Genomic DNA, 23,170 nt, shown 5'->3' with positions numbered 1-23,170 from the left:
GAATCTAAATTTAAGACTCTTTCTAATAAAATGTTAACGTTTAACAATTTTTTATTTTTTAAACAATTTTACAGCTATGAAATACTAGAGTTTTAGCACTTAGCTAATCTGTAATTGGTTTTGCACTACCGGAATATCGAATTGTAAATCGAGATGGGCTATTTAGAACTATATCACTTTTTAATTTTGGCCATAATTTTATATATACCGTGAAGTTTTCGGAATTACTTGCTGCGTTAAATTTTATATTATGACTACCATCTTTATTTATTTCAGATTCATAATTTTCCATAATGCCCTCAAACTCAATTGCACCATCTCTACCTCCATAGTTAACTTGCATTTGACGTTCACCAAAATATGGTAAATAAGACGTAATACTATCTCCTGAAATACGTAAAAAATTAGGGTTACCAATTAAATTAATACCCCCAGAATTGCTTCCTGGTGGTAATAATCCAGAATTCAATACCTGTTGCATTGCTCTTGTTGCTTGCGGATAAGCCCAATTTGACTCAATAGTAAATTGTTTGTTTTCCACGAGTTTGTTTAAAGCTTCTATTTCAGATTGAGTTGCTCTGTTTTTTGCTGTTCCGCAAGAAAATATAGTTAATAGAACTAAACCGATTATGTATTTTGAAGTTTTCATTTTAACACGTTTTTACTCTTTATAAGATACAAAAACTAAGCCAATTATTTTTCATAAATACATTGTAAAGCATCCAGTAAATAAAAAAAAACCAGTATGTAAATTCACATACTGGTTAGAGTAAACCTATATTTTACAAACTACAGAAGTTTAACTTCTAATTGAATATTGGTATTTAATAGTTTTGATATTGGACAAACGTCTTTAGCTTTATGTGCAATTTGTTGAAATTGTTCTCCATCAATATCTGGCACACTTCCTTCTAAATTTAATCCAATTTGAGTAATACTTCCTTCTTCAAAAGTCACTTTAGCACTCACATCTAAGGTATTTGCTGTAAAACCTGATTCGTTTAACAGGAAACTTAATTGCATAGCAAAACAACCTGCATGTGCAGCACCAATTAATTCTTCTGGATTGGTGCCTTTTTCACCATCTTCAAAACGTGTATGAAAGGAGTATGGTGTGTTTTCTAGTACTTTACTTGCTGTGGTTAGTGTTCCATTTCCATCTTTACCACTTCCCTTCCATTGGGCGTTAGCTTTTCTAGTAAATATCATGGTATTTTATTTATTAAATGTTTTGTTTAGTAATTCTTGTAAGGCTTCCCATGATTTTGCATCGGCTTCAGCATTGTACTCTAAGGGTAATTCAAATTTCTTACCTAAGGCATCAGCACCTTTACTTGTATAGGCATGTTTAGCTCCTGGATAAGCCACATAAGTGTAATCGGCATTAATACTATCCATAGCTTTTTTGAAGTTTACAACAGACTCTGGGGACACAAATGGGTCGTCTGCTCCATTAGCTACTAAAACTTTAGCTTTAAGGTTTTTATTAGGCATTATTGGTAATTGAACCCCACTATGGAAAGCCGCTACAGCATCCAAATCTTTTCCTGCATTGGCCATAGTTAATACAACACTTCCTCCAAAACAATATCCTACAGCTGCTATTTGTGTACTATCAACAGATGGATTATTCTTTAAAACTTCTAAAGCGGCATCAAAACGTGCTTTAGCCATATCTATATTCTTCATTACCATTCCAGAAAATTTACCAGCATCACCAGGGTGATCCGCTTGTTTTCCGTCGCCATACATATCTATTGCAATGGCTGTATAACCTAAATCAGCTAACATATTTGCACGTTCTCGTGTATAATCATTATGTCCCCACCATTCGTGAACTACTATTATTCCAGGTCGTTTAGTTTTTAAATTTTTGTCATAAACTATATAGCCTTTCATTTGGGTAGTATCAGTGCTGTATATTACCTCTTCACCCTTAATTTCAATGTCTTTAGCGATTACCTCTTCAACTTTGTCTTTTGGTTTGTCTTTACATGAAGACAAAACTCCTAGTATAATGACAAGCATGAAAAAGGATTTTTTAATTTTAAATTGTGTTTTCATAATTTCTATTAAAATAAAATTTTTAGTTTTCATTAGCTTTTGGATAATCTGTATATCCTTTTTTACCCGTTGTGTAAAATGTATCTTCGTCCCATTTGGCCAAATCAATATCATTTTCAAAACGCTCTACTAAATCTGGGTTAGAAATAAAAGGCTTGCCATAAGCTACCAAATCTGCATCTCCGTCTTCAATAACTTTGTTACCAGTCTCTTTTGTAAAAGCCGTATTTATCATAAGTGTGCCGTTGTAAAGGGGTCTAAAATGCTTAGCGATTTCTGTTACTGCATACGGTATATCTGATACGTCGTTAAAAGGTTCTGATAAATGTACATATGCTAAATTGTAATCGTTTAATCTTTTTATAATATACTCAAAAGTAGGAATTGTATCTTCATCCATGGTCATACCAAAAATACCATTTAGAGAAGGATTAAACCTTACGCCTATTTTTTCTTCAGGAATAACTTCTTTTACAGCATCTAACGCTTCAAAGAAAAAACGTGCTTTGTTTTCTATACTCCCACCGTATTCGTCTGTTCTATGATTAGAAGTACCATTAAAAAACTGATGGAATAAATACCCATTTGAAGAATGAATTTCTACACCATCAAACCCTGCTTTAAGAGCATTTTTTGCTGCATTTTGAAAATCTTTGATGGTTTCCTCAATATCAGATTTTGTCATTTCTTTTGGAGCTACAGTATCCTTAAATCCACTTGGTGTGTATGATTTTGAATTTGGATTTATAGCAGATGCTGAAAGAGGTAGTTCACCATTGTGAAAATCAGGATGGGACATTCTACCTACATGCCATAACTGAATAAAAATCTTTCCACCTTTATTATGGACACGCTTTGTTACTTTTTTCCAGCCTTCAACTTGTAAATCTGAATAAATTCCCGGAGTATTAATGTAACCCACAGCTTTTGTAGATACTTGAGAACCTTCTGTTATAATTAATCCCGCCGAAGCACGTTCTTCATAATAAATACCGTGTAATTCATCAGTTGGTTTATGGGCTTCGTTATCTGCTCTACTACGCGTCATAGGAGCCATAACTACTCGATTTTTAAGATTTAAATTTTTACTTTTATAGGGTTGTAATAAAGGTTGTTTACTCATAATATTTTAATATTAATTTTTTAAACGCTTGATTTAAAATAATTCTGTACCAGCTTTGGCTACTGTATGATCATTTTCTACAGTACTCCCACTTACTCCTATAGCTCCTATAACTTCGCCATTACTATTTTTTATTGGAAGACCTCCAGGAAATGAAATTAATCCACCGTTAGAATGTTCAATATTAAATAGAGCCTGACCTGGTTGAGAGAGCTTTCCAATTTCTCCTGTTGGCATATCAAAAAAACGTGCTGTTTTTGCTTTTTTAAGCGCTATATCAGCGCTACCCAACCACGCACCATCCATTCGTGCAAAAGCAACTTGGTTGGCGCCTGCATCAACTATGCATATATTCATTTTAGTATCAATGTCTTTAGACTTAGCTATGGCTTTTTCTATTGCAGTTTGTGCTTGTGCTAATGTAATATTCATGTTTCTAGGTTTTAAATTAAATGTTAATTGTATTATCGTTTTTATACTATAATTTACATTCACAAATGTAGAATACAGTTTCATCAATTTAATTGACCTATGTCAATATTAAGCACTAATTCTTTAATTCGCGTCTAATACGACTTAATCGTTCGGGTGAAACGCCTAAATAGTTTGCTATATGATAATTAGGAACACGATTTTCAATGCTTGGGTAAGTTTCACAAAACTCTAAATAACGCTCTCTGGTGTTGTTAACTAAAGAAGATAAAATACGTTTACGTTGAGAAATAAAAGCACCAGTAACTAATAGTCTGTAATAACGTTCAAAAACAGGAGCTTTTTTAAATAGTATTTGAAGATTATCATAATTTATGGCAAGTAGTGTAGAATCTTCGATGGCTTCGATATAAAGTTTTGAAGGCACATTGTTGTAAAATGCATCAAAATCGCCTAACCACCAATTTTCAATAGAAAATTGAACAATATTTCTATTGCCTTTTGCATCTAGATAATAAGACTTTAAACACCCTTTTGTAACAAAATACTCATGTTTAACATGTGTACCGGGTTGTAATAAAAGCTTTCGTTTAGCCAACTTAATTTCAGTTAGCATGGACGTAAACAGTTTTAAATCATCATCAGATAAATTTACATACTCCTTTACATGATTAACAATTATTTCGTCCATATTTAAAACCTAAATTATTTCAAACTAAAGGTAAAGAAACTAATAATTTTGAGTTAGAATTTTTAGGCTTATTTTAGAATTTTATCAATAGCTTTAATCCAATCTTCTAAATTAGTATACTTCGTATGAAGTGCTATATTTCTATTACCATAAGGTGCATAAATATTAGGGTCTGTTACCGAAAAGAATCCAACTGTTGGTGTTAATGTGGCACTAGCTAAATGCATTACACCATTATCTGCTGCAATAAAAATACTTGTGTTTTTAATGATGGCTCCCATTTCGCGAATATCTTTGCTGTAAAAATGTGGAGCTTTAAAATTAATTTTAGAAATGTTTTCAATAGGTAACATTTCAATAATATTATAGTTAGGATACTCTTCTAATAAACGCGAATAAAACGTTTCCCACCAATCTTCAGAATAACATTTTTCTCCTGTTGCATTAGTGTAGATACAAATGGTTTTTTTATCATTTTTTATAATATCATCAAGTATCTTTTTACCATTTACTATTTCTTCAGCATTAAGTTTAATATCTAAAACAGGTAGATTGCTATTGTTTTCATCAAATCCAAGTTTTTCCAAATAACGTCTTAAATTGTATATAGGGTATTTTGATATATGCTTATAATCTGGATACTTTGCCTGAATATCTTCATGAACATCTCCAAAAACTTTAAAAGTCGCTTTACTTATTTGTGTAAGAAGTCGCCCTGAAGAAGAATCTTTATCCCCATTAATTACTAAATCATAATGCGTTCTCTTAATCGAAACCCAACTCATTGCGTATTTAAACAGGTGATTAAAAGGTTTTTTAGGAAGTTGAATTATTTTATTGATTTGAGAATAGTTTTGAAATACAGGGTTAGCAACACCTCCTTTTACAAACAAATCAATTTTACAATCTGGAAACGTATTTATAACCTCTTGTACTATTGGTGTTAGTAATAACTGATTACCTAAACGGTGATTAGGTCTTATTATGAGTACTTTTTTTATGTCTAGTTTTTTAGAAGTATCAACTACAGGATCTGTGTAAGATTTTCCAATATTTTTGGTAATGCTATGCATTACACGTCTTCTAATATTATTTATGCTTGTGGGTACTTTCATTAATACTTTATTAATATTATATTTTTTTTGAATCAAGCCTTGATTTGTAAAGTACGTTTAAAACTAAGCCCAAAATGATTAAAGCTATACCCAACAGACTCCAAACAGTGTAAATTTCTGCAAATATAAAAACGCCAAATAATACTGTGAAAATAACTTCAATATATTTTAAAGGTGCAACTTGGTTTGTTGCTGCTACCTGAAACGCTTTAGTCATGTTTATTTGTCCGAAATAACCAAACACCCCTAACCCAAACAACATAAACCACTCTTTACCAATTGGTTGAACCCAATATTTAATTAAGAACACGCCTCCTACTATAGTTGCTATAACCATAAAATAATTTACAATTACAACAGGATGATCACCTTTCCCAATTTTACTAAGCAAAACATACACCATACCGCTAAATACAGCAGCTCCCATTATTAACAGTAAGCCAAAAGTATTAACTTCTGTATCTAATCCTTTTATTATTACAACGCCTGCAAAAGCTATGGCAAAAAATAACCATTGCCATGATTTTATTTTTTCTTTAAGAAAAAATATAGCAAAAATAGCTGCAAAAATTGGTGCCATATATCGTAATGAAACCGCGGTTCCAATAGGTAGATATTTTGTAGACATAAAAAACAGGGCCATAGATGTAACTCCAACAAGTCCTCTAATAACCATAAGTTTTCTCTTGTTACCTAAAATGGGGATTTTGTTTTTTAAAAGAAAACCGAAAGTAAAAAACAAAGATCCTATAGATCGAAAAAAAACAATTTGAAACGCATTAAAATCTACTAAATACTTAACAATACTATTCATACAGGCAAAGGCCAAAGTACTTATAAGCATATATTTTACAGCAGATTTAACGTCCAATACCTCTTGGTTTTATAACGCGTTTTGTATTTATAAAATAGACACCAGTAAGCAAAACCACTGCTGCCATGATAGATTGAAACGTTATAGTTTCGTTTAAAATCCACCAACCTAAAATAAGGGCTATAATGGGATTTACATAAGTATTGGTAGCAACTTTTTCTGGAGAAACAGCCTTTAATAAATAATTAAAAGAGGTAAATGCAACTATACTACCAAATAGAATAAGAGCTAGCATAGACCATTGTACATTAGTACTCCAAGATAAAGGCGATGACCAAGTTTCGCCAAAACAAAAACTAGCTATAGCTAGCATAATGCCCCCAGACAACATTTGGTAACCTGTATTTACAAATGAGTTTTTGGGTAAATTAGCATTGCCAACAAAAATACTACCATATGCCCAACTTATCATACAAACAAAAATCATGAGCATACCAATAATTTGTCCTTCCTGATTTATTAGTTGTTTCTGGCTTACTAAAAGATAAATACCTATAAAACCTAAAACAACCCCAATGTAAGACATAGCACTTATTTTTTTACCTTGAATTATGCGCATTAAAATAAGAACAACTAAAGGTTGTGCAGAAATCTCTAAGGCTGCAAAGCCACTATCAACAAACTTTAAAGCCCAAACAACAACACCATTACCAAAGGTTAAAAATAAAAACCCAGCAATAATTGTGTTTTTAAGTTGTTCTTTAGAAATTGAAATGCTGACTTTTAAAAGCTTAGCAATTATAAAAATAATAATACCAGCAGTTATAAAGCGTATTGCGGCTAATTTTAAGGGAGGTAGTTCTGATACTGCTATTTTATTAAGTAAATAGGTTGAACCCCAAATAACATAAATTGCAAAAAAAGCGAGTACAATTGTAATAGTTTTACGAGGTACACCCATAAATATTTATAATAAGCTCAATAGAAACGCACTATATTTTTTTTACTCTAACAGCATTCATTCCTTTTTGTCCACGTTCTAACTCGTAAGTAACCTTATCATTTTCTTGAATCTCATCAAGTAAACCACTTACATGAACAAAATATTTTTCTTGATTAACGCTATCTATAATGAAACCAAAACCTTTAGAAGTATCAAAGAAAGATACTTTTCCTTCTTTTGCAGCTGGCTCCTCTTCTATTCTGTCTTCTTTTTTAGGAATACCTAATTCAATACTTTCTGCTTCTACCTTTTCTCGCATTGCTGGATCTGGTGGTGTATCGGTTAAATTTCCATTAAAATCTACATAAGCAAATTGGATTCCTGATGAACCACTTGCTTCTTTTTCTGCCTTACGAGCATCTTTTTTCTTCTGCTTTTCTTCTCTTTTCTTTAAGCGTTTTTTTTCTTTTTCAATTTTGTTAAATGTAACTTGCGATTTTGCCATAGTTTAAATTTCCTCTGGGTTTTATGTGAATAAATATGTGTAAAGATACGCCTAATTTTTAAGGTTAATATGATTTAACTATAGTAAAAATATATACCGGTATTAGTCTTCAGGTGGATAACCATTAATCTCCTCAAATAATTCATCAAAATTAGATCTTAAAAATGCATTTAATTTCTTTCTGTAATCGCCTTTTAGCCATTCAACAAAATTAAAAGTACTTTTGCTTATACATTTGGTATAACGACCAATTCTAAAATCGATATCATCTCCCAGTTTTTTTGCTAAAGCTAAAGCATCATAAACATCTTCACTATTTTCAGTGCAAATTCTGGCATGTTGTTCTATTGAACGTTCTAAAACTACTTTTGAAGATTCACCGTTTCTTATAGAATCAACATAGGTTTTTTGAATATCAAAATAAACCTCTTTAGAATTTGAGAATTCAGCGCGTAGTTCATCAGGCATTTCATACCTAAAATTGCTTTCTAAATCTTCATCACTTAAAATAGAATCTAGATAGTAGTTAGGTGATTTAAAAATACGTTGCCAGTCTAAGTCATCACCCCAAGGTCCAAAACGATGGAAATTATTTCCTAAATCAACAACTGAGAAAGACTTTTTATCTTTTAGAATACGAGAACCACGACCAATCATTTGATAATATAGCGTCAATGATTTTGTTGCTCTGTTTAGAATAATACTTTCAACAGTAGGCTCATCAAATCCTGTTGTTAAAATACTAACCGAAGTTAAAATAGCATCTGGTGTTTTTTTGAACCATTTTAATATCATGGCCCGTTCTTTTTTGGTATTTGTATTATCTAAATGTGCAACGGGATATCCTGCTCTTCTAAAGGTGTCATAAACATGTAACGACGTATTTATACCGTTGTTAAAAATTAATGTTTTCTTGCCTTTACAGCGTTCTTCATAAGCTTGTAAAAGCTTGGATAGCATGTCGTTATCAGTATATAAATCTTCAGATGATTTAACTGTGTAATCGCCATTTGCACCAACAACAAGAGAGGTTAAGCCAACATTATAGGTAAACATTTCAGCACGTGCTAAGAAGCCATTATTTATAAGAGATTCTATACTTTCACCAACAATTAATTCATCGTAATTATCAGTCATTGGTAATTCTATACTAGAACTCAAAGGTGTTGCTGTAACACCTAAAATGAACGACTGACTAAAAAACTTAAATAGTTTTGTAAAGGAGTTATAATGCGCTTCATCAATAATAACTAAACCAATATCAGAAATATCTAGTTTATCATCATTTAGCCTATTGTTAAGGGTTTCTACCATGGCCACAAAACAACTGTAATTTGCCTGATCACTTAAATCAGCTTTACTATCAACAACTTTGTTTATTACACCAAATTCGGTAAGCATATTAGAAGTTTGCTTACATAATTCTATACGATGGGTCATTACCAATACCTTCTTTTTATGATGTTTAAGGTATTGTCTAACAATTTCAGAGAAAATAACGGTTTTTCCACCACCAGTTGGTAATTGATATAATAAATGATAATCGTCTGGAGATTCTTCAAAAGCTGTAAAAATTTTATCAATAGCTCCTTTTTGATAACTATATAAATTCTTACCCTCGTTTCTTTCTTCTAATTCTATTTTTGAAATCGGCATACTTTCAATTTTGTGACGTGCAAAAATAACATCTTTAAAGGGTTTACAAGCTATAATTATTTATAAGTTTTCAAGGAATATTAACAGAAGTTGTAAAACACAAGATTTTAACAGGTTAACTATTTATTATAAGTGCTACTAGATTGAATAAATTAAAATAAATCAATGATTTTTTGATTATATTGTAACATATGATGAAAAATAGCTTCTAACACATATCAGATTTAATAATAACTAATTTTTAATCTTATCAATTCAAATGAAAACTACAATTTTAAAATTAAGTAGTACCCTATTCTTTTTCTTAGGGCTATTTACACAAATTAACGCACAGGATATTGTTGGTGCATGGGAAGGTAAATTATCTGTCCAAGGAACAGAAATGTCTTTAATCTTTAATATAATAAGTGAAGAAGGTGTTTTGTCTTCTACCATGGATAGCCCTTCACAAGGCGCAACCGGAATCCCAATGGATGAAACAAGTTTCGCAAACGATACGCTTACAATTAAATTTACACAAGCGGGTATAAAATATGTTGGGAGTTTAAAAGAAAACACCATAGCTGGTACCTTTTACCAAAGTGGTATGGAGTTTCCATTATCCTTATCTAAAACTGTAAAAACGCTTCCTGGAAATACAGCATTGCCAACATCTGATGAAGATTTAGAAAAACTTGCAAACTGGAATCCTACAAATTATAAATATGCTGTTGAAGATTATTTTGCAAGACCAAAAGCACGTTCTTTTAATTTTTCACCTAATGGAACCTATTTGTCTTACAGAGAAAAAGATGAAAACACAAAAAATCATGTATATGTTAAAAACCTTGAAACTGGTGAAGTAAAAAGAGTTATTGAAGAAAAAGAAGAACTTATTAGAGGTTTTGGGTGGGCAAATGACAGCAGACTAGTATATGTTATGGATAAAGGTGGTAATGAAGATTACCATTTATTTGCGGTTGATGTAGATGGAACAAATCAAAAAGAACTCACTCCTTTTGATGGTGTAAAAGTAAATATTATTGAAGGTTTAAAAGAAGATAAAGATCATATGATTATTTCTATGAATCAGAATAATCCACAGATTTTTGAACCATACAAAATTAATATCGTAACAGGTGAATTAAAACAGTTATATAAAAATGATGATGCAGCAAACCCAATAAATAGCTATGAGTTTGATAAAGATGGAAATCTAAGAGGTTTTGCACGCTTAAGAAACGGTGTGAATTTTGATTTTTATTACACTGTAGATGGTGAGAATTATGAAATAAAAAAACAATTAAACTGGAAAGACAATTTTAGTATATCTTCATTTAATTACGCAACAGATTATCCACACGATGCATATGTTGTTTCAAATTTAGAAAGTGATAAAACACAAATTTATTTATATGATTTAAAAGAAGATAAGGCTATAAAAAAAATATTTTCTAATGATTATTATGATGTATCTGGTTTAAGATTATCAAGAAATAGAAATTATGAATTAGATTATTTTTCATACGAAGGTGAAAAAAGACAAATTGTTCCAGTTAGTGATTATTACAAAAAATTACATAAAAGAATAACAGATAAATTTCCAAACTATAGTTATTCAATAGCTGATGTTACCGATGATGAAAGTAAATATTTAATATTTCTACAAAGTGATAAATTGTATGGAACCTATTATTCCTACGATGCTTCAAAAGATGAATTTAAATTACTTTACAATTTAATGCCAAATCTCATAGAAAGTGATATGGCAGAAATGCGCCCTATTACTTTTAAAAGTAGAGATGGAAAAACTATTCATGGTTATATTACTTTGCCTAAAGAAGCGCTTAACGGGCAAAAAGTTCCAGTTATTGTAAATCCTCATGGCGGCCCACAAGGTGTTCGTGATTCTTGGGGTTTTAACCCTGAAGCACAACTTTTTGCAAGTCGCGGTTATGCTACTTTACAAGTAAATTTCAGAATTTCTGGAGGTTACGGAAGAGAATTTTTAGAATCTGGATTTAAACAAATTGGCAGACAAGCTATGGACGATGTTGAAGATGGATTACAATATGTAATTGATCAAGGATGGGTAGATAAAGATAATGCTGCTATTTATGGAGGTAGTCATGGTGGTTATGCTGTTTTACGAGGATTAACAAAAACTCCAGATTTATATGCTTGTGGTGTAGATTATGTTGGTGTATCTAATTTGTTTACATTCATGAAAAGCATCCCTCCTTATTGGAAACCTTATTTAAAAATAATAAAAGAAATTTGGTATGATGAGGATGTTGCTGAAGAAAAAGTAATCATGGAAGAGGTTTCTCCTGTTTATCAAATAGATAAAATCAAAAAGCCTCTTTTCGTTGTTCAAGGTGCTAACGACCCAAGAGTAAATATTGATGAGTCGGATCAAATTGTTAGTGCTTTACGAGCTAAAGGGTATGATGTACCATATATGGTTAAGTATGATGAAGGGCATGGTTTTGCTAAAGAAGAAAACTCTATTGCTCTGTATAAAGCAATGATGGGTTTTTATGCAAAACACTTAAAACAAGACATTAAGCAACCTTTAAAAGATTAAAACATTATAACTATTATAAAAGCCTTTTGATATTTATATTAAAAGGCTTTTTTTTGTTTAGATAAAATGTAAAAACTAATTTATACATTTACGTTTCAAAATAATTATACAGCATGCAAATCAACGACAAATCAGGAGTAGAAAGCTATTTAGCAGATTCTAAACGTTACGACTCAATGACCTATAAAAGAACAGGAAATAGCGGTGTTATGTTACCCGCCATTTCTTTAGGCTTGTGGCATAACTTTGGTTTTGTAGATAATATTCAAAATGGAAGAGACATTATAAGAACTGCTTTTGATTTAGGAATTACACATTTTGATTTGGCAAATAATTACGGACCACCTTTTGGTTCTGCTGAAGAAAATTTTGGCACTATTTTAAAACATGATTTTAAAGCTTACAGAGATGAAATGTTTATAGCATCTAAAGCTGGATACGATATGTGGCCTGGGCCTTATGGTAATTTGGGTTCCAGAAAATACCTAATTGCTAGTATAGACCAAAGCTTAAAACGTATGGGATTAGATTATGTTGATATTTTTTATCATCACAGACCAGATCCAGATACGCCTCTAGAAGAAACTATGGGAGCCTTGGCTGATATTGTTCGTCAAGGAAAAGCCTTATACGCTGGGATTTCTAATTATGAGCCAGCAGAAACTCAAAAAGCTGCCGAAATATTAAAGCGTTTAAATGTACCTTTTATTTTACACCAAGCCAGATACTCTATGTTTGATAGATGGGTTGAAGATGGGCTTTTAGATACTTTAGATAAAAACGGTGTTGGTTGTATAGCCTTTTCTCCTTTAGCACAAGGCATGCTTACCGATAAATACTTAAAAGGAATTCCAGAAAATTCTAGAGCTGCAAAAAACGCAACGTATTTAGATGCTGAGACTGTTTCTAGTAACCTAGATAAAATTCAAAGTTTAAATAAAATTGCTCAAGAACGTGGGCAAAAGCTACATCAAATGGCTATTTCTTGGATTTTAAGGCAAAAACAAGTAGCATCAGTATTAGTTGGGGCAAGTTCTCCTAATCAATTAAAAGACAATGTAAAAGCTTTAGATAATTTAAAGTTTAGTAATGAGGAGTTAAGCTTGATTGATAAGATTGTTTCTTAGTTATTCTTTAATAATATTAATTATTGCTTTAACATTTTCTGATAAATTCCAAGCATCTGATGCAAGAACATCTCCTTGATCATCTAAAACTCTAAAATGTGCAGTATTAGGCATAAGATAACCTTCATTTAATGCTAAAAAATCTATCCTATTAACGCCTTTTTTTAGTTTAATTTTGAAGCCTTTAAAAGAATTTCGTAATGTAACTCTATATTCAATAATTTCATCATTTACACTAATTCTTATAACATCACCATCTTCCTGCCCAAAATCTCTATACTGAACATTAGCAAACTCAGATTTTGTAATTACATTTCCAAAATGTTGATCAGTTTTACTTCCCTTAGTACCTAATTCCATTTGGTCTTTTATAGCATCCATATTTCTATTAACCTGTTTTTCATAAAGTTCTCCAGGATTCCCAAATTCTTCTTTAGGAAACATAGAAAATTCTTTTTTAGGTAATTCTAAATTAGGAGACACATTGGGTTTATTCATCCCTAAGGTGTTGTTGTTATTAGGAATTGAAGGTGTTATAAGTTTTATGTCGGTAGAATCTTTTTTGCTTTCAACAGCAGGTATAGCGATAGATTTCTTTTTATTATCTATCTGTGCAGTAGCAGATAATGAAAAGAAAATCAATATAAAGTATAAAATATAAGGTTTCATCAATCTTATATATTTTAATCAGTTTTATAACTTAGATGTTTCAAAGATATTTCTTTATCTGAAAACTCGCCTAAGTCTTGTTCAATATTTAATATGGGTTTAACAATAATCATTCCTAAAAATCAAAAACCATTCATAATACATGATTTTTAACCTCCACTCCACTAAAAATAGTTAAAATTTGTTAATTTATTACTTTGTTATGCATAGTACTGTAACATTTTTTGTCTGTTGTCGTCTATCTAATAGAAATCAATCATTAAAAACAAACAAAATCATGAGAACTTTAAACAACAATCAATTAACAGGAACATTAAACGGTACAAAAAGTAACGCTTGGAACAGTAAAAGACGTTACAGATAAGTAGTGCCTTTGTAAAAAACTTTCATTAATCATTTTAAATCAATCAGAAATCATGAGAACTTTAAACAATAATCAATTAACAGGAACTTTTGAAGGTTCTAAAAGAAAAGAATGGAACAACAAAAGACGTTACAGATAAGTAACGTCTTTTAAAACCAAACACAACAACCATCAATCAAATTTATCAAATCAACAAAATGAAATCAATTGTTAAAATATCGAGACATTTTAATACCATCACACAAGAAAATTTATTCACTAATAAACGTATTATAGATTTTCGTACTTCTAATAACTCTATTTGGAAAGGCACTAAACGTTATGCACATTAATCTGATAACAAAATAGTTATGGTACTGTTTTTGTGATTTAAGGTTTTATTAACATTTTAAAACTGTAAAATCATGAGACGTTCAAATCAATTACCCGAAGTAAATGCAGGATCTATGGCAGATATTGCATTTTTATTGCTTATTTTCTTTCTTGTAACAGCTACTATATCTTCTGATGAAGGCATTAATAGAATGCTTCCTAAAGAGTGTCTAACTGGAGATTGTGGAGGTATTATTGCAGATAAAAATATTTTAGAAGTATCAATTAATAATAAAGATGAAATACTTATTGAAAATGAATTAGCTACTCTTGAAGAAGTTAAGAATTTAGCTAAAATTTTTATTGATAATAATGGCGACGGTACTTGTAATTATTGTAACGGAAATAAAGATGAAATATCTTCAGTTAACCCTAAAAAAGCAGTTATTTCATTGCAAAATGGTAGACATACTTCTTATAAACAATTTGTTGCTGTGCAAAATGAATTAACAAAAGCATATTACGAATTACGTGAGGTTTATAGTATGAATATTATTAATAAACCTTCTGATAAACTATCGAAAGAAGAGTTAAAAGAAGTAAAAGATGCCTACCCTTTTATTTTATCGGAAGCTGAAATAAAATAGAAGTTATTCTTTTTTAGGAATACCAAAATCAATGCAAACACGTTTTCTGCCCCACTGTTTTGCAGCTTTTACATCAATACCCATGTAAATATCAATTCGGTTTTTCCATCGAGAATGCATTTTATCTTTAACATAATATATCCCTTCAAGACCTTCAATCTTAATAGGGATATTATGTTTTAGACCTCTTTTTAACAAATCTCTAGAAACAGCAATGTATTTTAATCCTGGTTTTAAGCTATCGCCAAAAGCGGTAATGTTAGGATCTGAATTTGTTTGATAAGCTAATGAGTTATAAGCTGTTGCGGTAACACTCATAGAATTCCAAGAAAACTTATTTTCAAATGAGTCTTCGGGTTTTTTACAATTAAAAAAAATTAATAAGAAAAGTAGGGTAAAAATTCTCAAAACCTTTCATTTTAATGCTTTTAAATATAAGCATTTTAAATATTAAAAGGCTAAAAGCTCTTTTAAATCGGCTTCAAACCTACCTTTTGGTAAGTATTGATCTTCTAGTTGTTTTGCGAATGGAATTGGTGTTTCTAAACTAGCTACACGTTTTACTGGAGCATCTAAATATTCAAAGCAGTTTTCCATAATAAGCGCAGAAATATCGCTAGCAATACCACCAAATAGTGAATCTTCTTGCAAAATAATAGCACGACCAGTTTTTTTAACCGAATTATAAATAGCTTCGGTATCTAATGGCTGAAGTGTTCTTAAATCTATTAAATCGGCCGAAATATTTGGGTTTTTACCTAAGGTTTCTAATGCCCAATGTACAGCGGCTCCATAAGCTATTATAGTGACTTTATCTCCTTCTTTAACAAGTGAAGCTTTTCCAAAAGGAAGCGTGTAATAATCTGTTGGCACTTCTTGACGAATACTTCTATATAAAGCTTTATGCTCAAAAAACAATACAGGATTTGGGTCGTTAATAGCTGTTGCTAACAAACCCTTTGCATCTAAAGGAAATGCAGGATATACCACTTTTAAACCGGGTGTTTTTGTAAACCAAGCTTCGTTAGTTTGCGAATGAAAAGGTCCTGCTGCAACGCCACCGCCACAAGGCATTCTTATAACAACATCTGCATTTTGATTCCATCTGTAATATGATTTTGCTAAATAGTTAACCACAGGATTAAATCCGGAAGTAACAAAATCTGCAAATTGCATTTCAACAACACTTTTTATACCAGCAATTGATAAACCCATAGCGGTTTCAATAATTGCAGATTCACAAATAGGTGTATTACGTACACGATCTTTACTAAACAAATCAATAAAACCTTCTGTAATTTTAAACGCTCCACCATATTCAGCAATATCTTGCCCCATAATTACTAAATCGTTATGCAGTTCCATACTTTGTTTTAAGCACACTGAAATAGCATCTATAAAGCGAATTTCTTCTGTTTCTTTATTTTGTTTAAATTCTTGATATTTAATATTTTGAAACACATCATTTAATTCAATACTTGTATTTTCTAAAATATCTTCTTCGTTAAAAGCAACCTCTAAATGCTCACTAATTTCACTTACAATTGATTCTTTTATTGACACTTCATCTTCCTCAGTTAAAATATTTTGTTCTTTTAAAAAAACTTGAAAATTCATCAAAGGGTCTTTCATTGCCCAAGTATCCATTAAATCTTGAGGAACATATTTAGTGCCGCTAGCCTCTTCATGTCCACGCATTCTAAAGGTTTTGAACTCTAACAAAACTGGTCTGGGGTTTTTCCTGACACTTTCTGCAATATCTTTAACTTTTGTGTAAACCTCAATAATATTATTACCATCAATAATGTGAGATTCCATACCATAGCCTAATCCTCTATCTGCAATATCTTTACAATTATATTGTTCGCTAGTTGGTGTAGACAGACCATAGCCATTGTTTTCAACACAAAATAAAACAGGCAATTGCCATACGGATGCTATATTTAATGCTTCATGGAAATCGCCCTCACTAGTACCACCTTCACCTGTAAAAACTGCAGTAACCTGATTTTTATTCTTTAGTTTTGAAGCTAATGCAATGCCATCAGCAACACCTAATTGCGGTCCCAAATGCGAAATCATACCTACAATTTTATATTGCTGAGTTCCAAAATGAAAGGAGCGATCTCTACCTTTAGTAAACCCAGAAGCTTTTCCTTGCCATTGTGCAAATAATCTGTATAAAGGAATTTTTCTAGTTGTAAAAACACCTAAATTTCGGTGCATTGGCAAAATATATTCATCTTCATTTAAAGCCATAGTTACTCCAACAGCAATGGCTTCTTGTCCAATACCAGAAAACCATTTACTTATTTTACCTTGCCGAAGTAATACAAGCATTTTTTCTTCAATTAATCTTGGTTTCAATATGTTTTTGTACAATTGTTTTAAAACAGTATCATCAAGATTTTCACTATTATATTTCATAGTAATTACAACTATTTATTTTAAATATCGCTTCATCAAATATAGCATAAAAAGGCAATATTATTATAAAAGTAATACTCAACATAATTCCTTAAATTTTACAATGTTTTTGTACATTTGTATTACATTTATTATAAAATTATTATCCTTATGAACACCATACCTAGTGTTAATTTAAAAGACTTTACATCTAATGACCCTGTTAGGAAACAAAACTTTGTAGATGCTATAGGAAAAGCTTACGAAGAGATTGGTTTTGTTGCCTTAAAAGGTCATTTTTTAGATGATAAATTAGTTGACAATTTATATAAAGAAGTTAAAAATTTCTTTGAACTACCAACAGAGACCAAACAGAAATACGAAATACCAGGTATTGGTGGTCAACGTGGTTATGTGTCTTTTGGAAAAGAAAGTGCAAAAGGCAAAAAAGAAGGCGATTTAAAAGAGTTTTGGCATTTTGGTCAATATGTTGAAAATAATGACAAGTTAAAAGCAGAATATCCAGATAATGTTGAGGTTAAAGAAATTCCTGAGTTTAATAAAGTAGGAAAGGAAACCTACAAAATGCTTGAAAAAACAGCTAAATATGTATTAAGAGCCTTAGCTTTACATTTAGGGTTGAAAGAAACTTATTTTGATGATTATATTCACAACGGAAACTCTATTTTAAGACCAATACACTACCCGCCAATTAAAGAAGAACCTAAAGAAGCCGTTAGAGCTGCTGCACATGGCGATATTAATTTAATTACGTTGCTAATGGGTGCTCAAGGTAGAGGTTTACAGGTTCAAAACCATAAAGGTGAATGGATTGATGCTATTGCAGAGCCAGATGAATTAATGATTAATGTTGGAGATATGCTATCAAGACACACTAATAACAAATTAAAATCTACCATACACCGCGTTATTAATCCGCCAAAAGAACTTTGGGGAACATCGCGATATTCTATTCCATTTTTTATGCATCCTGTAAGTAGTATGAAATTAGATGTTTTAGAAGGATGTATAGATGAAGATAATCCAAAGGCATTTGACGATATTACGGCTGGTGAATTTTTGCATCAAAGACTCGTTGAGCTTGGATTGATAAAGAAATAAATCAATGATAATTGATAATCTAATTATTGTTGAACAAACATTTAATAAACCTATTGCAACTGTTTGGAACAGTATAACAAAACCATTGCTGATGAAGCAATGGTTTTTTGAACAAATTGAGGATTTTGAAGCTAAAAAAGGGTTTAAAACTCAATTTATTGTAAAAGTAGAAAATAGAGTTTATACACACCTTTGGGAAATAATTGAAGTTATTCCAAATAAAAAAATCGTATACGACTGGCGTTATTTAGAATACAAAGAAGGTGTTGGTAAAGTAATTTTTGAATTATCAGAAACTAACAATAAAACTAAACTTACACTAACCAACGAAGGCTTAGAAACATTTCCTAAAAATGTTCCGGAGTTTTCTTTTGAAAGCTGTGAAGGCGGTTGGGATTATTTTATTAATCAAAGATTAGCGCAATTTTTAGAATCAAACAATAGCAATTTGTAATTAAAAATGGACTTACAAGACCAGCTTAAAAACTTATTTCCAGAACATGTTCAGGAAGAAACTAACTCTAATACTGAAGAATCATCAGCTATTTGGATGCAAGACGAGCCTATTATTTGTAAATACGAAAAAAGAAAAGGCAAACCCATAACCATACTGGAAGGCTACACAGGTGCCGCTGAAGATTTTAAAATTCTAGCCAAAGAGATAAAGACAAAACTAAGTGTTGGAGGTAGTTTTAAAGACGACAAAATAATTATTCAAGGGGATTACCGCGATAAAATAATGCAGATGTTAAAAGATAAAGGTTTTAATGTAAAACGCGTTGGCGGATAATTGTGAGCAAAAAAATACTTCATATAACTAACGGTGGTAGCTTAACTAAGGTTCTTAATGAATTAGGTGTTGAAGGAGAAAAACTAACATGGCAAGAAATGCTTTGTGAAGGTCCTACTACCGAAATGGTATATTCAGATGAATTTTTAAATCTACGTAAGTCTTTTTTCAATGAATTTTACGACGTTGAACTTGATGTGAAAATGATTGAAGAAGAATTAAACAAATTAAATTCTACTGAAGATTACTCTGAAATAATACTTTGGTTTGAATATGATTTATTTTGCCATATAAACATGTTAGCTGTTATTAGCCTTATTCAACAGAAAAAAATAGAATTACCCTTATATTTAGTTTGTAGTGGAAGAATTGAAGGAAGTAAAAGCTTAAAAGGGCTTTCTGAACTTTCTTCAGAACAATTACTAAAACACTATAAAAACAAAGTTTTACTCAAGAATGAGGACATAGATTTAGCTTGTACTGTTTGGGGAATTTATTGTGGTATAGACCATAATTTATTAAAACCTTACATTGTTAAACCGTCATCATTTGAATATTTAAGCAACTGTTTAAAAGCCCATTTAGAACGTTTTCCTAATGTAAAAGACGGGTTAAATGTTCTTGAAAGAAACATATTAGAAATTATTGACAAACATGCCATTACTTCAAAAAATCACTTATTAGGTTATGCACTTAATTATCAAGGGTTTTATGGATATGGCGACATACAATTATCAAAAATCATTAATCATTTAAGTATATTTTACACCATTGAAGAAAACAGTCTAATTCTTAATAGAAAAGGACATGAAGCCTTATTAGGGCAACATAACTTTTCATCAGAATTAGATAATAAAATGATTTTTGGTGGTGTTAAAAAATTTGATTTTCAATTTAGTAAATCAAAAAATCAACTTATAAAATCTGTCCTAAATGCCAATTAAAGAATCTGAACTTATTTTAAACCCAGATGGTAGTGTTTATCATTTAAATCTGAAACCAGAACATGTTTCTAACACTATCATATTTGTAGGTGATCAAAATCGCGTAGAAAAAGTAACTAAACATTTTGATTCCATAGAATTTTCTATTCAAAAAAGAGAATTTAAAACACAAACCGGTACTTATAAAGGTACTCGCATAAGTGTTATCTCAACAGGAATTGGTCCTGATAATATTGATATTGTTTTAAACGAATTAGATGCGCTTTTTAATATTGATTTAAAAACTAGAAAACCAAAAGAAAATCTTACCAGCCTTAACATCATTAGAGTTGGTACATCTGGATCTTTACAAGAAGATATTCCTGTAGATTCTTTTGTTTTGAGCGAATATGGTTTAGATCTTAATGGTCTGCTTCACTCCTACATCATTGAACCTGTTAGTAATCCTGAAATTGAAAATGCGTTTATTTCTCAAACTAATTGGCATGAAAACAAATCAAAACCAATTATTGTTAAGGTTAGTGATAAGCTTGAAAAAGTTTTTGAAAGCGACAAAACATATAAAGGTATAACTGCTACAGCTGGTGGGTTTTACGGCCCGCAAGGGCGTGTTTTACGATTACCTATTCAAGACACTACTTTGAATTCCAAGATGGATAATTTTAATTTTAATGGTAATCGAATCACAAATTTAGAGATGGAAACCTCTGCCATTTATGGATTATCTAAATTATTAGGTCATCATGCCATATCTTTGAATGCTATTATTGCCAATAGAGCATCGGGAACATTTAGCGAAAACCCATCACAAGTTGTAGAAGACTTAATTATATACACACTCAATAAAATTATAGAATAAACAGATTGATTTAATGAAGAAAGTTAATATTGGTGGTGTACCAGAACATTTTAATTTAGCTTGGTACTTAACACTAAAAAACGGCGAGTATAAAGAGAAAGACATTAATTTGCGTTGGCATGATTATCCGGGAGGAACTGGTGCCATGTGTAAAGCGCTTCGCAATAAAGAAATTGATCTAGCTGTAATACTTACAGAAGGTATAATTAAAGACATTATTGCTGGCAACCCTAGTAAAATTGTACAAACCTTTGTGCAATCGCCTTTAATTTGGGGTGTTCATGTAGCCAATAATTCTAATTATAAAACTGTTGAAGATTTAAAAGGAACTAAAGCTGCTATTAGCAGATATGGTTCTGGTTCGCATTTAATGGCATATATAAATGCTGAAAACAATAATTGGGACTTAGAAAAAGATTTAGACTTTGAAGTTATAAAAAACTTAGAAGGCGCTGTTGAAGGTTTAACCGAAGGAAAAGCCGATTACTTTCTATGGGAAAAATTTACAACTAAACCTTTGGTAGATGATGGTACATTTCGTCGTATTGACAATTGCCCTTCTCCATGGCCATGTTTTGTTATAGCTGTTAGAGAAGATTTTATTGAATCTAATCGTGAAGAATTGGAAACTATTTTAGAGATAATTAATAATACTACAGTAGAATTTAAAGATATTCCAAGTATTGATAAAACGATAGCCAACCGTTATAAGCAACAACTAGAAGATGTACAAGAGTGGTTGAGTATTACTGAATGGTCTCAAGAGTTAATTGATAAAGAAACCGTAATGAATGCTCAAAAAGAGCTATATGCGCTTAATATAATTCCCGAAATTGTAGACTATGAATCTTTGGTTTTTAAGTTGTAATAGATAAATGTTAATTTTAACTAAAACTTACAATAAAACCTTATCAAGTTTATACTTTTGAAAAAACAAATACTTAACATGAAAAAATTACTTTTATTATCACTAGCAATTGCAACGATAGCTTGTAAAGAAGAACCGAAAGATTATGTAACATTTTCTGGAAAGATAACAGACAAGTTTAGTGATTCAATTGTAGTGCGTACACGTACATATTCAAAAACAATTAAAGTTAATGAAGATGGAACTTTTAGTGATACATTAAAAGTTGATGCAGGAATACATAACTTTTATGATGGAAATGAATCTACATCTGTTTTCCTTAAAAATGGATATGATTTAAATATAACATTAGACACAAAAGAGTTTGATGAAACCATAAAATATTCTGGAGTTGGTGCTGAAACAAATAATTATCTAGCAAAAAAAGCTTTATTACAAGAAAACAGTTTCACTCCTACTCTATTTGATATGGATGAAGATGCTTTTAAAGCAAAAGTGACTGAAATACAATCAGAGTTCGCTGAGTTGTTAGAAAACACAAAAAATCTGGATTCAATAGTTTATTCAGGTGATAAAAATGCTCTTGAAAAATTACCTGAAGGACTTTTAAATGCATACACCCAACAACAAGCGCGTGCTAATCAATTTTCAGATTTTATAGGAAAACCATCTCCTGCTTTTGTGAATTACGAAAACTACAAAGGCGGAACCACATCGCTATCAGATTTAAAAGGCAAATATGTTTACGTAGATGTTTGGGCAACTTGGTGCGGACCTTGTAAAGTTGAAATTCCTTCGCTTAAAAGACTTGAAAAAGCGTATCATGGAAAAAACATTGAATTTGTGAGTATTTCTGTTGATAATGGTAGAGGTTATAGAGCCGAAACCCCTGAATTAGCTTTAGCAGCTTCAAAAGAAGGATGGAAAAAAATGATAGCTGAAAAAGAAATGGGCGGTATTCAATTATTTTCAAATAATGGTTGGAGATCTGAATTTGTTCAGAATTTCAAAATAAATGGTATTCCTCGTTTTATTTTAATCGATCCTAACGGAAATGTTGTAAATGCAGACGCTCCAAGACCATCTAGTCCAAAACTCGTAGAATTATTTAATTCTTTAAATATTTAATTTCAAATAAAGAATATTAAAACAA

General features: G+C 31.0%; 25 protein-coding genes. 11 read left to right on the top strand and 14 right to left on the bottom strand.

Annotated elements, in window-relative coordinates; genetic code table 11:
- Positions 1-103: 103 nt before the first annotated feature.
- The 11 genes from MBM09_RS09590 to MBM09_RS09540 form a co-directional block, all read right to left on the bottom strand.
- Positions 104-649 carry a DUF4251 domain-containing protein gene (locus MBM09_RS09590; protein WP_238673499.1) on the bottom strand — a complete coding sequence of 182 codons (546 nt, stop codon included), beginning with the start codon at positions 647-649 and terminating at the stop codon, positions 104-106.
- Positions 650-789: 140 nt separating this feature from the next.
- The gene (locus MBM09_RS09585; protein WP_238673498.1) at positions 790-1,209 is read right to left on the bottom strand and encodes an OsmC family protein; all 420 of its coding nucleotides are present in this window, start codon (positions 1,207-1,209) and stop codon (positions 790-792) included.
- Between the two features lie 6 nt (positions 1,210-1,215).
- Complete coding sequence (locus MBM09_RS09580) at positions 1,216-2,028, bottom strand: dienelactone hydrolase family protein (RefSeq protein WP_238673497.1); 813 nt, start codon at positions 2,026-2,028, stop codon at positions 1,216-1,218.
- Positions 2,029-2,086: 58 nt separating this feature from the next.
- Positions 2,087-3,187, bottom strand: coding sequence for an alkene reductase (locus MBM09_RS09575; RefSeq protein WP_238673496.1), 1,101 nt, complete (start codon positions 3,185-3,187; stop codon positions 2,087-2,089).
- Between the two features lie 33 nt (positions 3,188-3,220).
- On the bottom strand, positions 3,221-3,619 hold the full coding sequence (locus tag MBM09_RS09570) for a heme-binding protein (RefSeq protein ID WP_238673495.1): 399 nt from the start codon (positions 3,617-3,619) through the stop codon (positions 3,221-3,223).
- 115 nt (positions 3,620-3,734) lie between these two features.
- Positions 3,735-4,310, bottom strand: coding sequence for a Crp/Fnr family transcriptional regulator (locus MBM09_RS09565; RefSeq protein ID WP_238673494.1), 576 nt, complete (start codon positions 4,308-4,310; stop codon positions 3,735-3,737).
- A gap of 68 nt (positions 4,311-4,378) precedes the next feature.
- Positions 4,379-5,425 (bottom strand): glycosyltransferase family 9 protein, encoded by a 1,047-nt coding sequence (locus tag MBM09_RS09560; RefSeq protein ID WP_238673493.1) that lies wholly within the window; start codon positions 5,423-5,425, stop codon positions 4,379-4,381.
- Positions 5,426-5,441: 16 nt separating this feature from the next.
- Positions 5,442-6,296 (bottom strand): DMT family transporter, encoded by an 855-nt coding sequence (locus MBM09_RS09555; protein ID WP_238673492.1) that lies wholly within the window; start codon positions 6,294-6,296, stop codon positions 5,442-5,444.
- A complete protein-coding gene (locus MBM09_RS09550; RefSeq protein ID WP_238673491.1) occupies positions 6,286-7,200 on the bottom strand; it encodes an EamA family transporter in 915 nt (304 codons plus the stop codon). The genes MBM09_RS09555 and MBM09_RS09550 overlap by 11 nt, the downstream gene beginning before the upstream one ends.
- 31 nt (positions 7,201-7,231) lie before the next feature.
- Positions 7,232-7,687 (bottom strand): cold-shock protein, encoded by a 456-nt coding sequence (locus tag MBM09_RS09545; protein WP_238673490.1) that lies wholly within the window; start codon positions 7,685-7,687, stop codon positions 7,232-7,234.
- A 102-nt stretch (positions 7,688-7,789) separates the two neighbouring features.
- A complete protein-coding gene (locus MBM09_RS09540; RefSeq protein ID WP_238673489.1) occupies positions 7,790-9,343 on the bottom strand; it encodes a DEAD/DEAH box helicase in 1,554 nt (517 codons plus the stop codon).
- Positions 9,344-9,602: 259 nt separating this feature from the next.
- Here MBM09_RS09540 and MBM09_RS09535 point away from each other — a divergent pair, with 259 nt between their 5' ends.
- Together MBM09_RS09535 and mgrA are read left to right on the top strand one after the other, a co-directional pair.
- Positions 9,603-11,909: a S9 family peptidase gene (locus MBM09_RS09535; protein WP_238673488.1), complete on the top strand. Its 2,307-nt coding sequence runs from the start codon at positions 9,603-9,605 to the stop codon at positions 11,907-11,909.
- A gap of 113 nt (positions 11,910-12,022) precedes the next feature.
- The gene (gene mgrA, locus MBM09_RS09530; protein ID WP_238673487.1) at positions 12,023-13,036 is read left to right on the top strand and encodes an L-glyceraldehyde 3-phosphate reductase; all 1,014 of its coding nucleotides are present in this window, start codon (positions 12,023-12,025) and stop codon (positions 13,034-13,036) included.
- On the opposite strand, the gene MBM09_RS09525 is transcribed toward mgrA, so the two are convergent.
- Positions 13,037-13,705, bottom strand: a complete 669-nt coding sequence (locus tag MBM09_RS09525) for a hypothetical protein (RefSeq protein ID WP_238673486.1) — start codon at positions 13,703-13,705, stop codon at positions 13,037-13,039.
- Positions 13,706-14,266: 561 nt separating this feature from the next.
- Between MBM09_RS09525 and MBM09_RS15915 the strand changes: the two genes are divergently transcribed.
- Together MBM09_RS15915 and MBM09_RS09520 are read left to right on the top strand one after the other, a co-directional pair.
- Complete coding sequence (locus tag MBM09_RS15915) at positions 14,267-14,401, top strand: hypothetical protein (RefSeq protein WP_256444183.1); 135 nt, start codon at positions 14,267-14,269, stop codon at positions 14,399-14,401.
- A 72-nt stretch (positions 14,402-14,473) separates the two neighbouring features.
- On the top strand, positions 14,474-15,028 hold the full coding sequence (locus MBM09_RS09520) for a biopolymer transporter ExbD (RefSeq protein WP_238673485.1): 555 nt from the start codon (positions 14,474-14,476) through the stop codon (positions 15,026-15,028).
- Positions 15,029-15,031: 3 nt separating this feature from the next.
- On the opposite strand, the gene MBM09_RS09515 is transcribed toward MBM09_RS09520, so the two are convergent.
- Positions 15,032-15,436 carry a 3D domain-containing protein gene (locus MBM09_RS09515; protein ID WP_238673484.1) on the bottom strand — a complete coding sequence of 135 codons (405 nt, stop codon included), beginning with the start codon at positions 15,434-15,436 and terminating at the stop codon, positions 15,032-15,034.
- Between the two features lie 42 nt (positions 15,437-15,478).
- Positions 15,479-17,455: a thiamine pyrophosphate-dependent enzyme gene (locus tag MBM09_RS09510; protein WP_238673483.1), complete on the bottom strand. Its 1,977-nt coding sequence runs from the start codon at positions 17,453-17,455 to the stop codon at positions 15,479-15,481.
- Between the two features lie 150 nt (positions 17,456-17,605).
- Between MBM09_RS09510 and MBM09_RS09505 the strand changes: the two genes are divergently transcribed.
- The 7 genes from MBM09_RS09505 (at position 17,606) to MBM09_RS09475 (ending at position 23,145) form a co-directional block, all read left to right on the top strand.
- Positions 17,606-18,556, top strand: a complete 951-nt coding sequence (locus MBM09_RS09505; RefSeq protein ID WP_238673482.1) for an isopenicillin N synthase family oxygenase — start codon at positions 17,606-17,608, stop codon at positions 18,554-18,556.
- Between the two features lie 4 nt (positions 18,557-18,560).
- On the top strand, positions 18,561-19,010 hold the full coding sequence (locus tag MBM09_RS09500; protein WP_238673481.1) for an SRPBCC domain-containing protein: 450 nt from the start codon (positions 18,561-18,563) through the stop codon (positions 19,008-19,010).
- A gap of 6 nt (positions 19,011-19,016) precedes the next feature.
- The gene (locus tag MBM09_RS09495; protein ID WP_238673480.1) at positions 19,017-19,346 is read left to right on the top strand and encodes a translation initiation factor; all 330 of its coding nucleotides are present in this window, start codon (positions 19,017-19,019) and stop codon (positions 19,344-19,346) included.
- A 2-nt stretch (positions 19,347-19,348) separates the two neighbouring features.
- Positions 19,349-20,290 carry a DUF1835 domain-containing protein gene (locus MBM09_RS09490; RefSeq protein WP_238673479.1) on the top strand — a complete coding sequence of 314 codons (942 nt, stop codon included), beginning with the start codon at positions 19,349-19,351 and terminating at the stop codon, positions 20,288-20,290.
- Entirely contained in the window at positions 20,280-21,149 is an 870-nt protein-coding gene (locus MBM09_RS09485; protein ID WP_238673478.1) for a nucleoside phosphorylase, read from the top strand. Before MBM09_RS09490 ends, MBM09_RS09485 begins: the two co-directional genes overlap by 11 nt.
- A gap of 13 nt (positions 21,150-21,162) precedes the next feature.
- Entirely contained in the window at positions 21,163-22,017 is an 855-nt protein-coding gene (locus MBM09_RS09480; protein WP_238673476.1) for a substrate-binding domain-containing protein, read from the top strand.
- A 78-nt stretch (positions 22,018-22,095) separates the two neighbouring features.
- Positions 22,096-23,145 carry a thioredoxin-like domain-containing protein gene (locus tag MBM09_RS09475; protein ID WP_238673475.1) on the top strand — a complete coding sequence of 350 codons (1,050 nt, stop codon included), beginning with the start codon at positions 22,096-22,098 and terminating at the stop codon, positions 23,143-23,145.
- Positions 23,146-23,170: the final 25 nt, after the last annotated feature.

Origin of the sequence: Flaviramulus sp. BrNp1-15, from assembly GCF_022259695.1 — a bacterium.
Classification (GTDB): Bacteria; Bacteroidota; Bacteroidia; order Flavobacteriales; family Flavobacteriaceae; genus BrNp1-15.
This window is presented reverse-complemented; position numbering and strand designations above follow the sequence as displayed.

Coding starts and splice junctions, on each gene's coding strand:
- MBM09_RS09590 (WP_238673499.1), bottom strand. CDS start 649: ATGAAAACTTCAAAATACATAATCGGTTTAGTTCTATTAACTATATTT.
- MBM09_RS09585 (WP_238673498.1), bottom strand. CDS start 1,209: ATGATATTTACTAGAAAAGCTAACGCCCAATGGAAGGGAAGTGGTAAA.
- MBM09_RS09580 (WP_238673497.1), bottom strand. CDS start 2,028: ATGCTTGTCATTATACTAGGAGTTTTGTCTTCATGTAAAGACAAACCA.
- MBM09_RS09575 (WP_238673496.1), bottom strand. CDS start 3,187: ATGAGTAAACAACCTTTATTACAACCCTATAAAAGTAAAAATTTAAAT.
- MBM09_RS09570 (WP_238673495.1), bottom strand. CDS start 3,619: ATGAATATTACATTAGCACAAGCACAAACTGCAATAGAAAAAGCCATA.
- MBM09_RS09565 (WP_238673494.1), bottom strand. CDS start 4,310: ATGGACGAAATAATTGTTAATCATGTAAAGGAGTATGTAAATTTATCT.
- MBM09_RS09560 (WP_238673493.1), bottom strand. CDS start 5,425: ATGAAAGTACCCACAAGCATAAATAATATTAGAAGACGTGTAATGCAT.
- MBM09_RS09550 (WP_238673491.1), bottom strand. CDS start 7,200: ATGGGTGTACCTCGTAAAACTATTACAATTGTACTCGCTTTTTTTGCA.
- MBM09_RS09545 (WP_238673490.1), bottom strand. CDS start 7,687: ATGGCAAAATCGCAAGTTACATTTAACAAAATTGAAAAAGAAAAAAAA.
- MBM09_RS09540 (WP_238673489.1), bottom strand. CDS start 9,343: ATGCCGATTTCAAAAATAGAATTAGAAGAAAGAAACGAGGGTAAGAAT.
- MBM09_RS09535 (WP_238673488.1), top strand. CDS start 9,603: ATGAAAACTACAATTTTAAAATTAAGTAGTACCCTATTCTTTTTCTTA.
- mgrA (WP_238673487.1), top strand. CDS start 12,023: ATGCAAATCAACGACAAATCAGGAGTAGAAAGCTATTTAGCAGATTCT.
- MBM09_RS09525 (WP_238673486.1), bottom strand. CDS start 13,705: ATGAAACCTTATATTTTATACTTTATATTGATTTTCTTTTCATTATCT.
- MBM09_RS15915 (WP_256444183.1), top strand. CDS start 14,267: ATGAAATCAATTGTTAAAATATCGAGACATTTTAATACCATCACACAA.
- MBM09_RS09520 (WP_238673485.1), top strand. CDS start 14,474: ATGAGACGTTCAAATCAATTACCCGAAGTAAATGCAGGATCTATGGCA.
- MBM09_RS09510 (WP_238673483.1), bottom strand. CDS start 17,455: ATGAAATATAATAGTGAAAATCTTGATGATACTGTTTTAAAACAATTG.
- MBM09_RS09505 (WP_238673482.1), top strand. CDS start 17,606: ATGAACACCATACCTAGTGTTAATTTAAAAGACTTTACATCTAATGAC.
- MBM09_RS09500 (WP_238673481.1), top strand. CDS start 18,561: ATGATAATTGATAATCTAATTATTGTTGAACAAACATTTAATAAACCT.
- MBM09_RS09495 (WP_238673480.1), top strand. CDS start 19,017: ATGGACTTACAAGACCAGCTTAAAAACTTATTTCCAGAACATGTTCAG.
- MBM09_RS09485 (WP_238673478.1), top strand. CDS start 20,280: ATGCCAATTAAAGAATCTGAACTTATTTTAAACCCAGATGGTAGTGTT.
- MBM09_RS09480 (WP_238673476.1), top strand. CDS start 21,163: ATGAAGAAAGTTAATATTGGTGGTGTACCAGAACATTTTAATTTAGCT.
- MBM09_RS09475 (WP_238673475.1), top strand. CDS start 22,096: ATGAAAAAATTACTTTTATTATCACTAGCAATTGCAACGATAGCTTGT.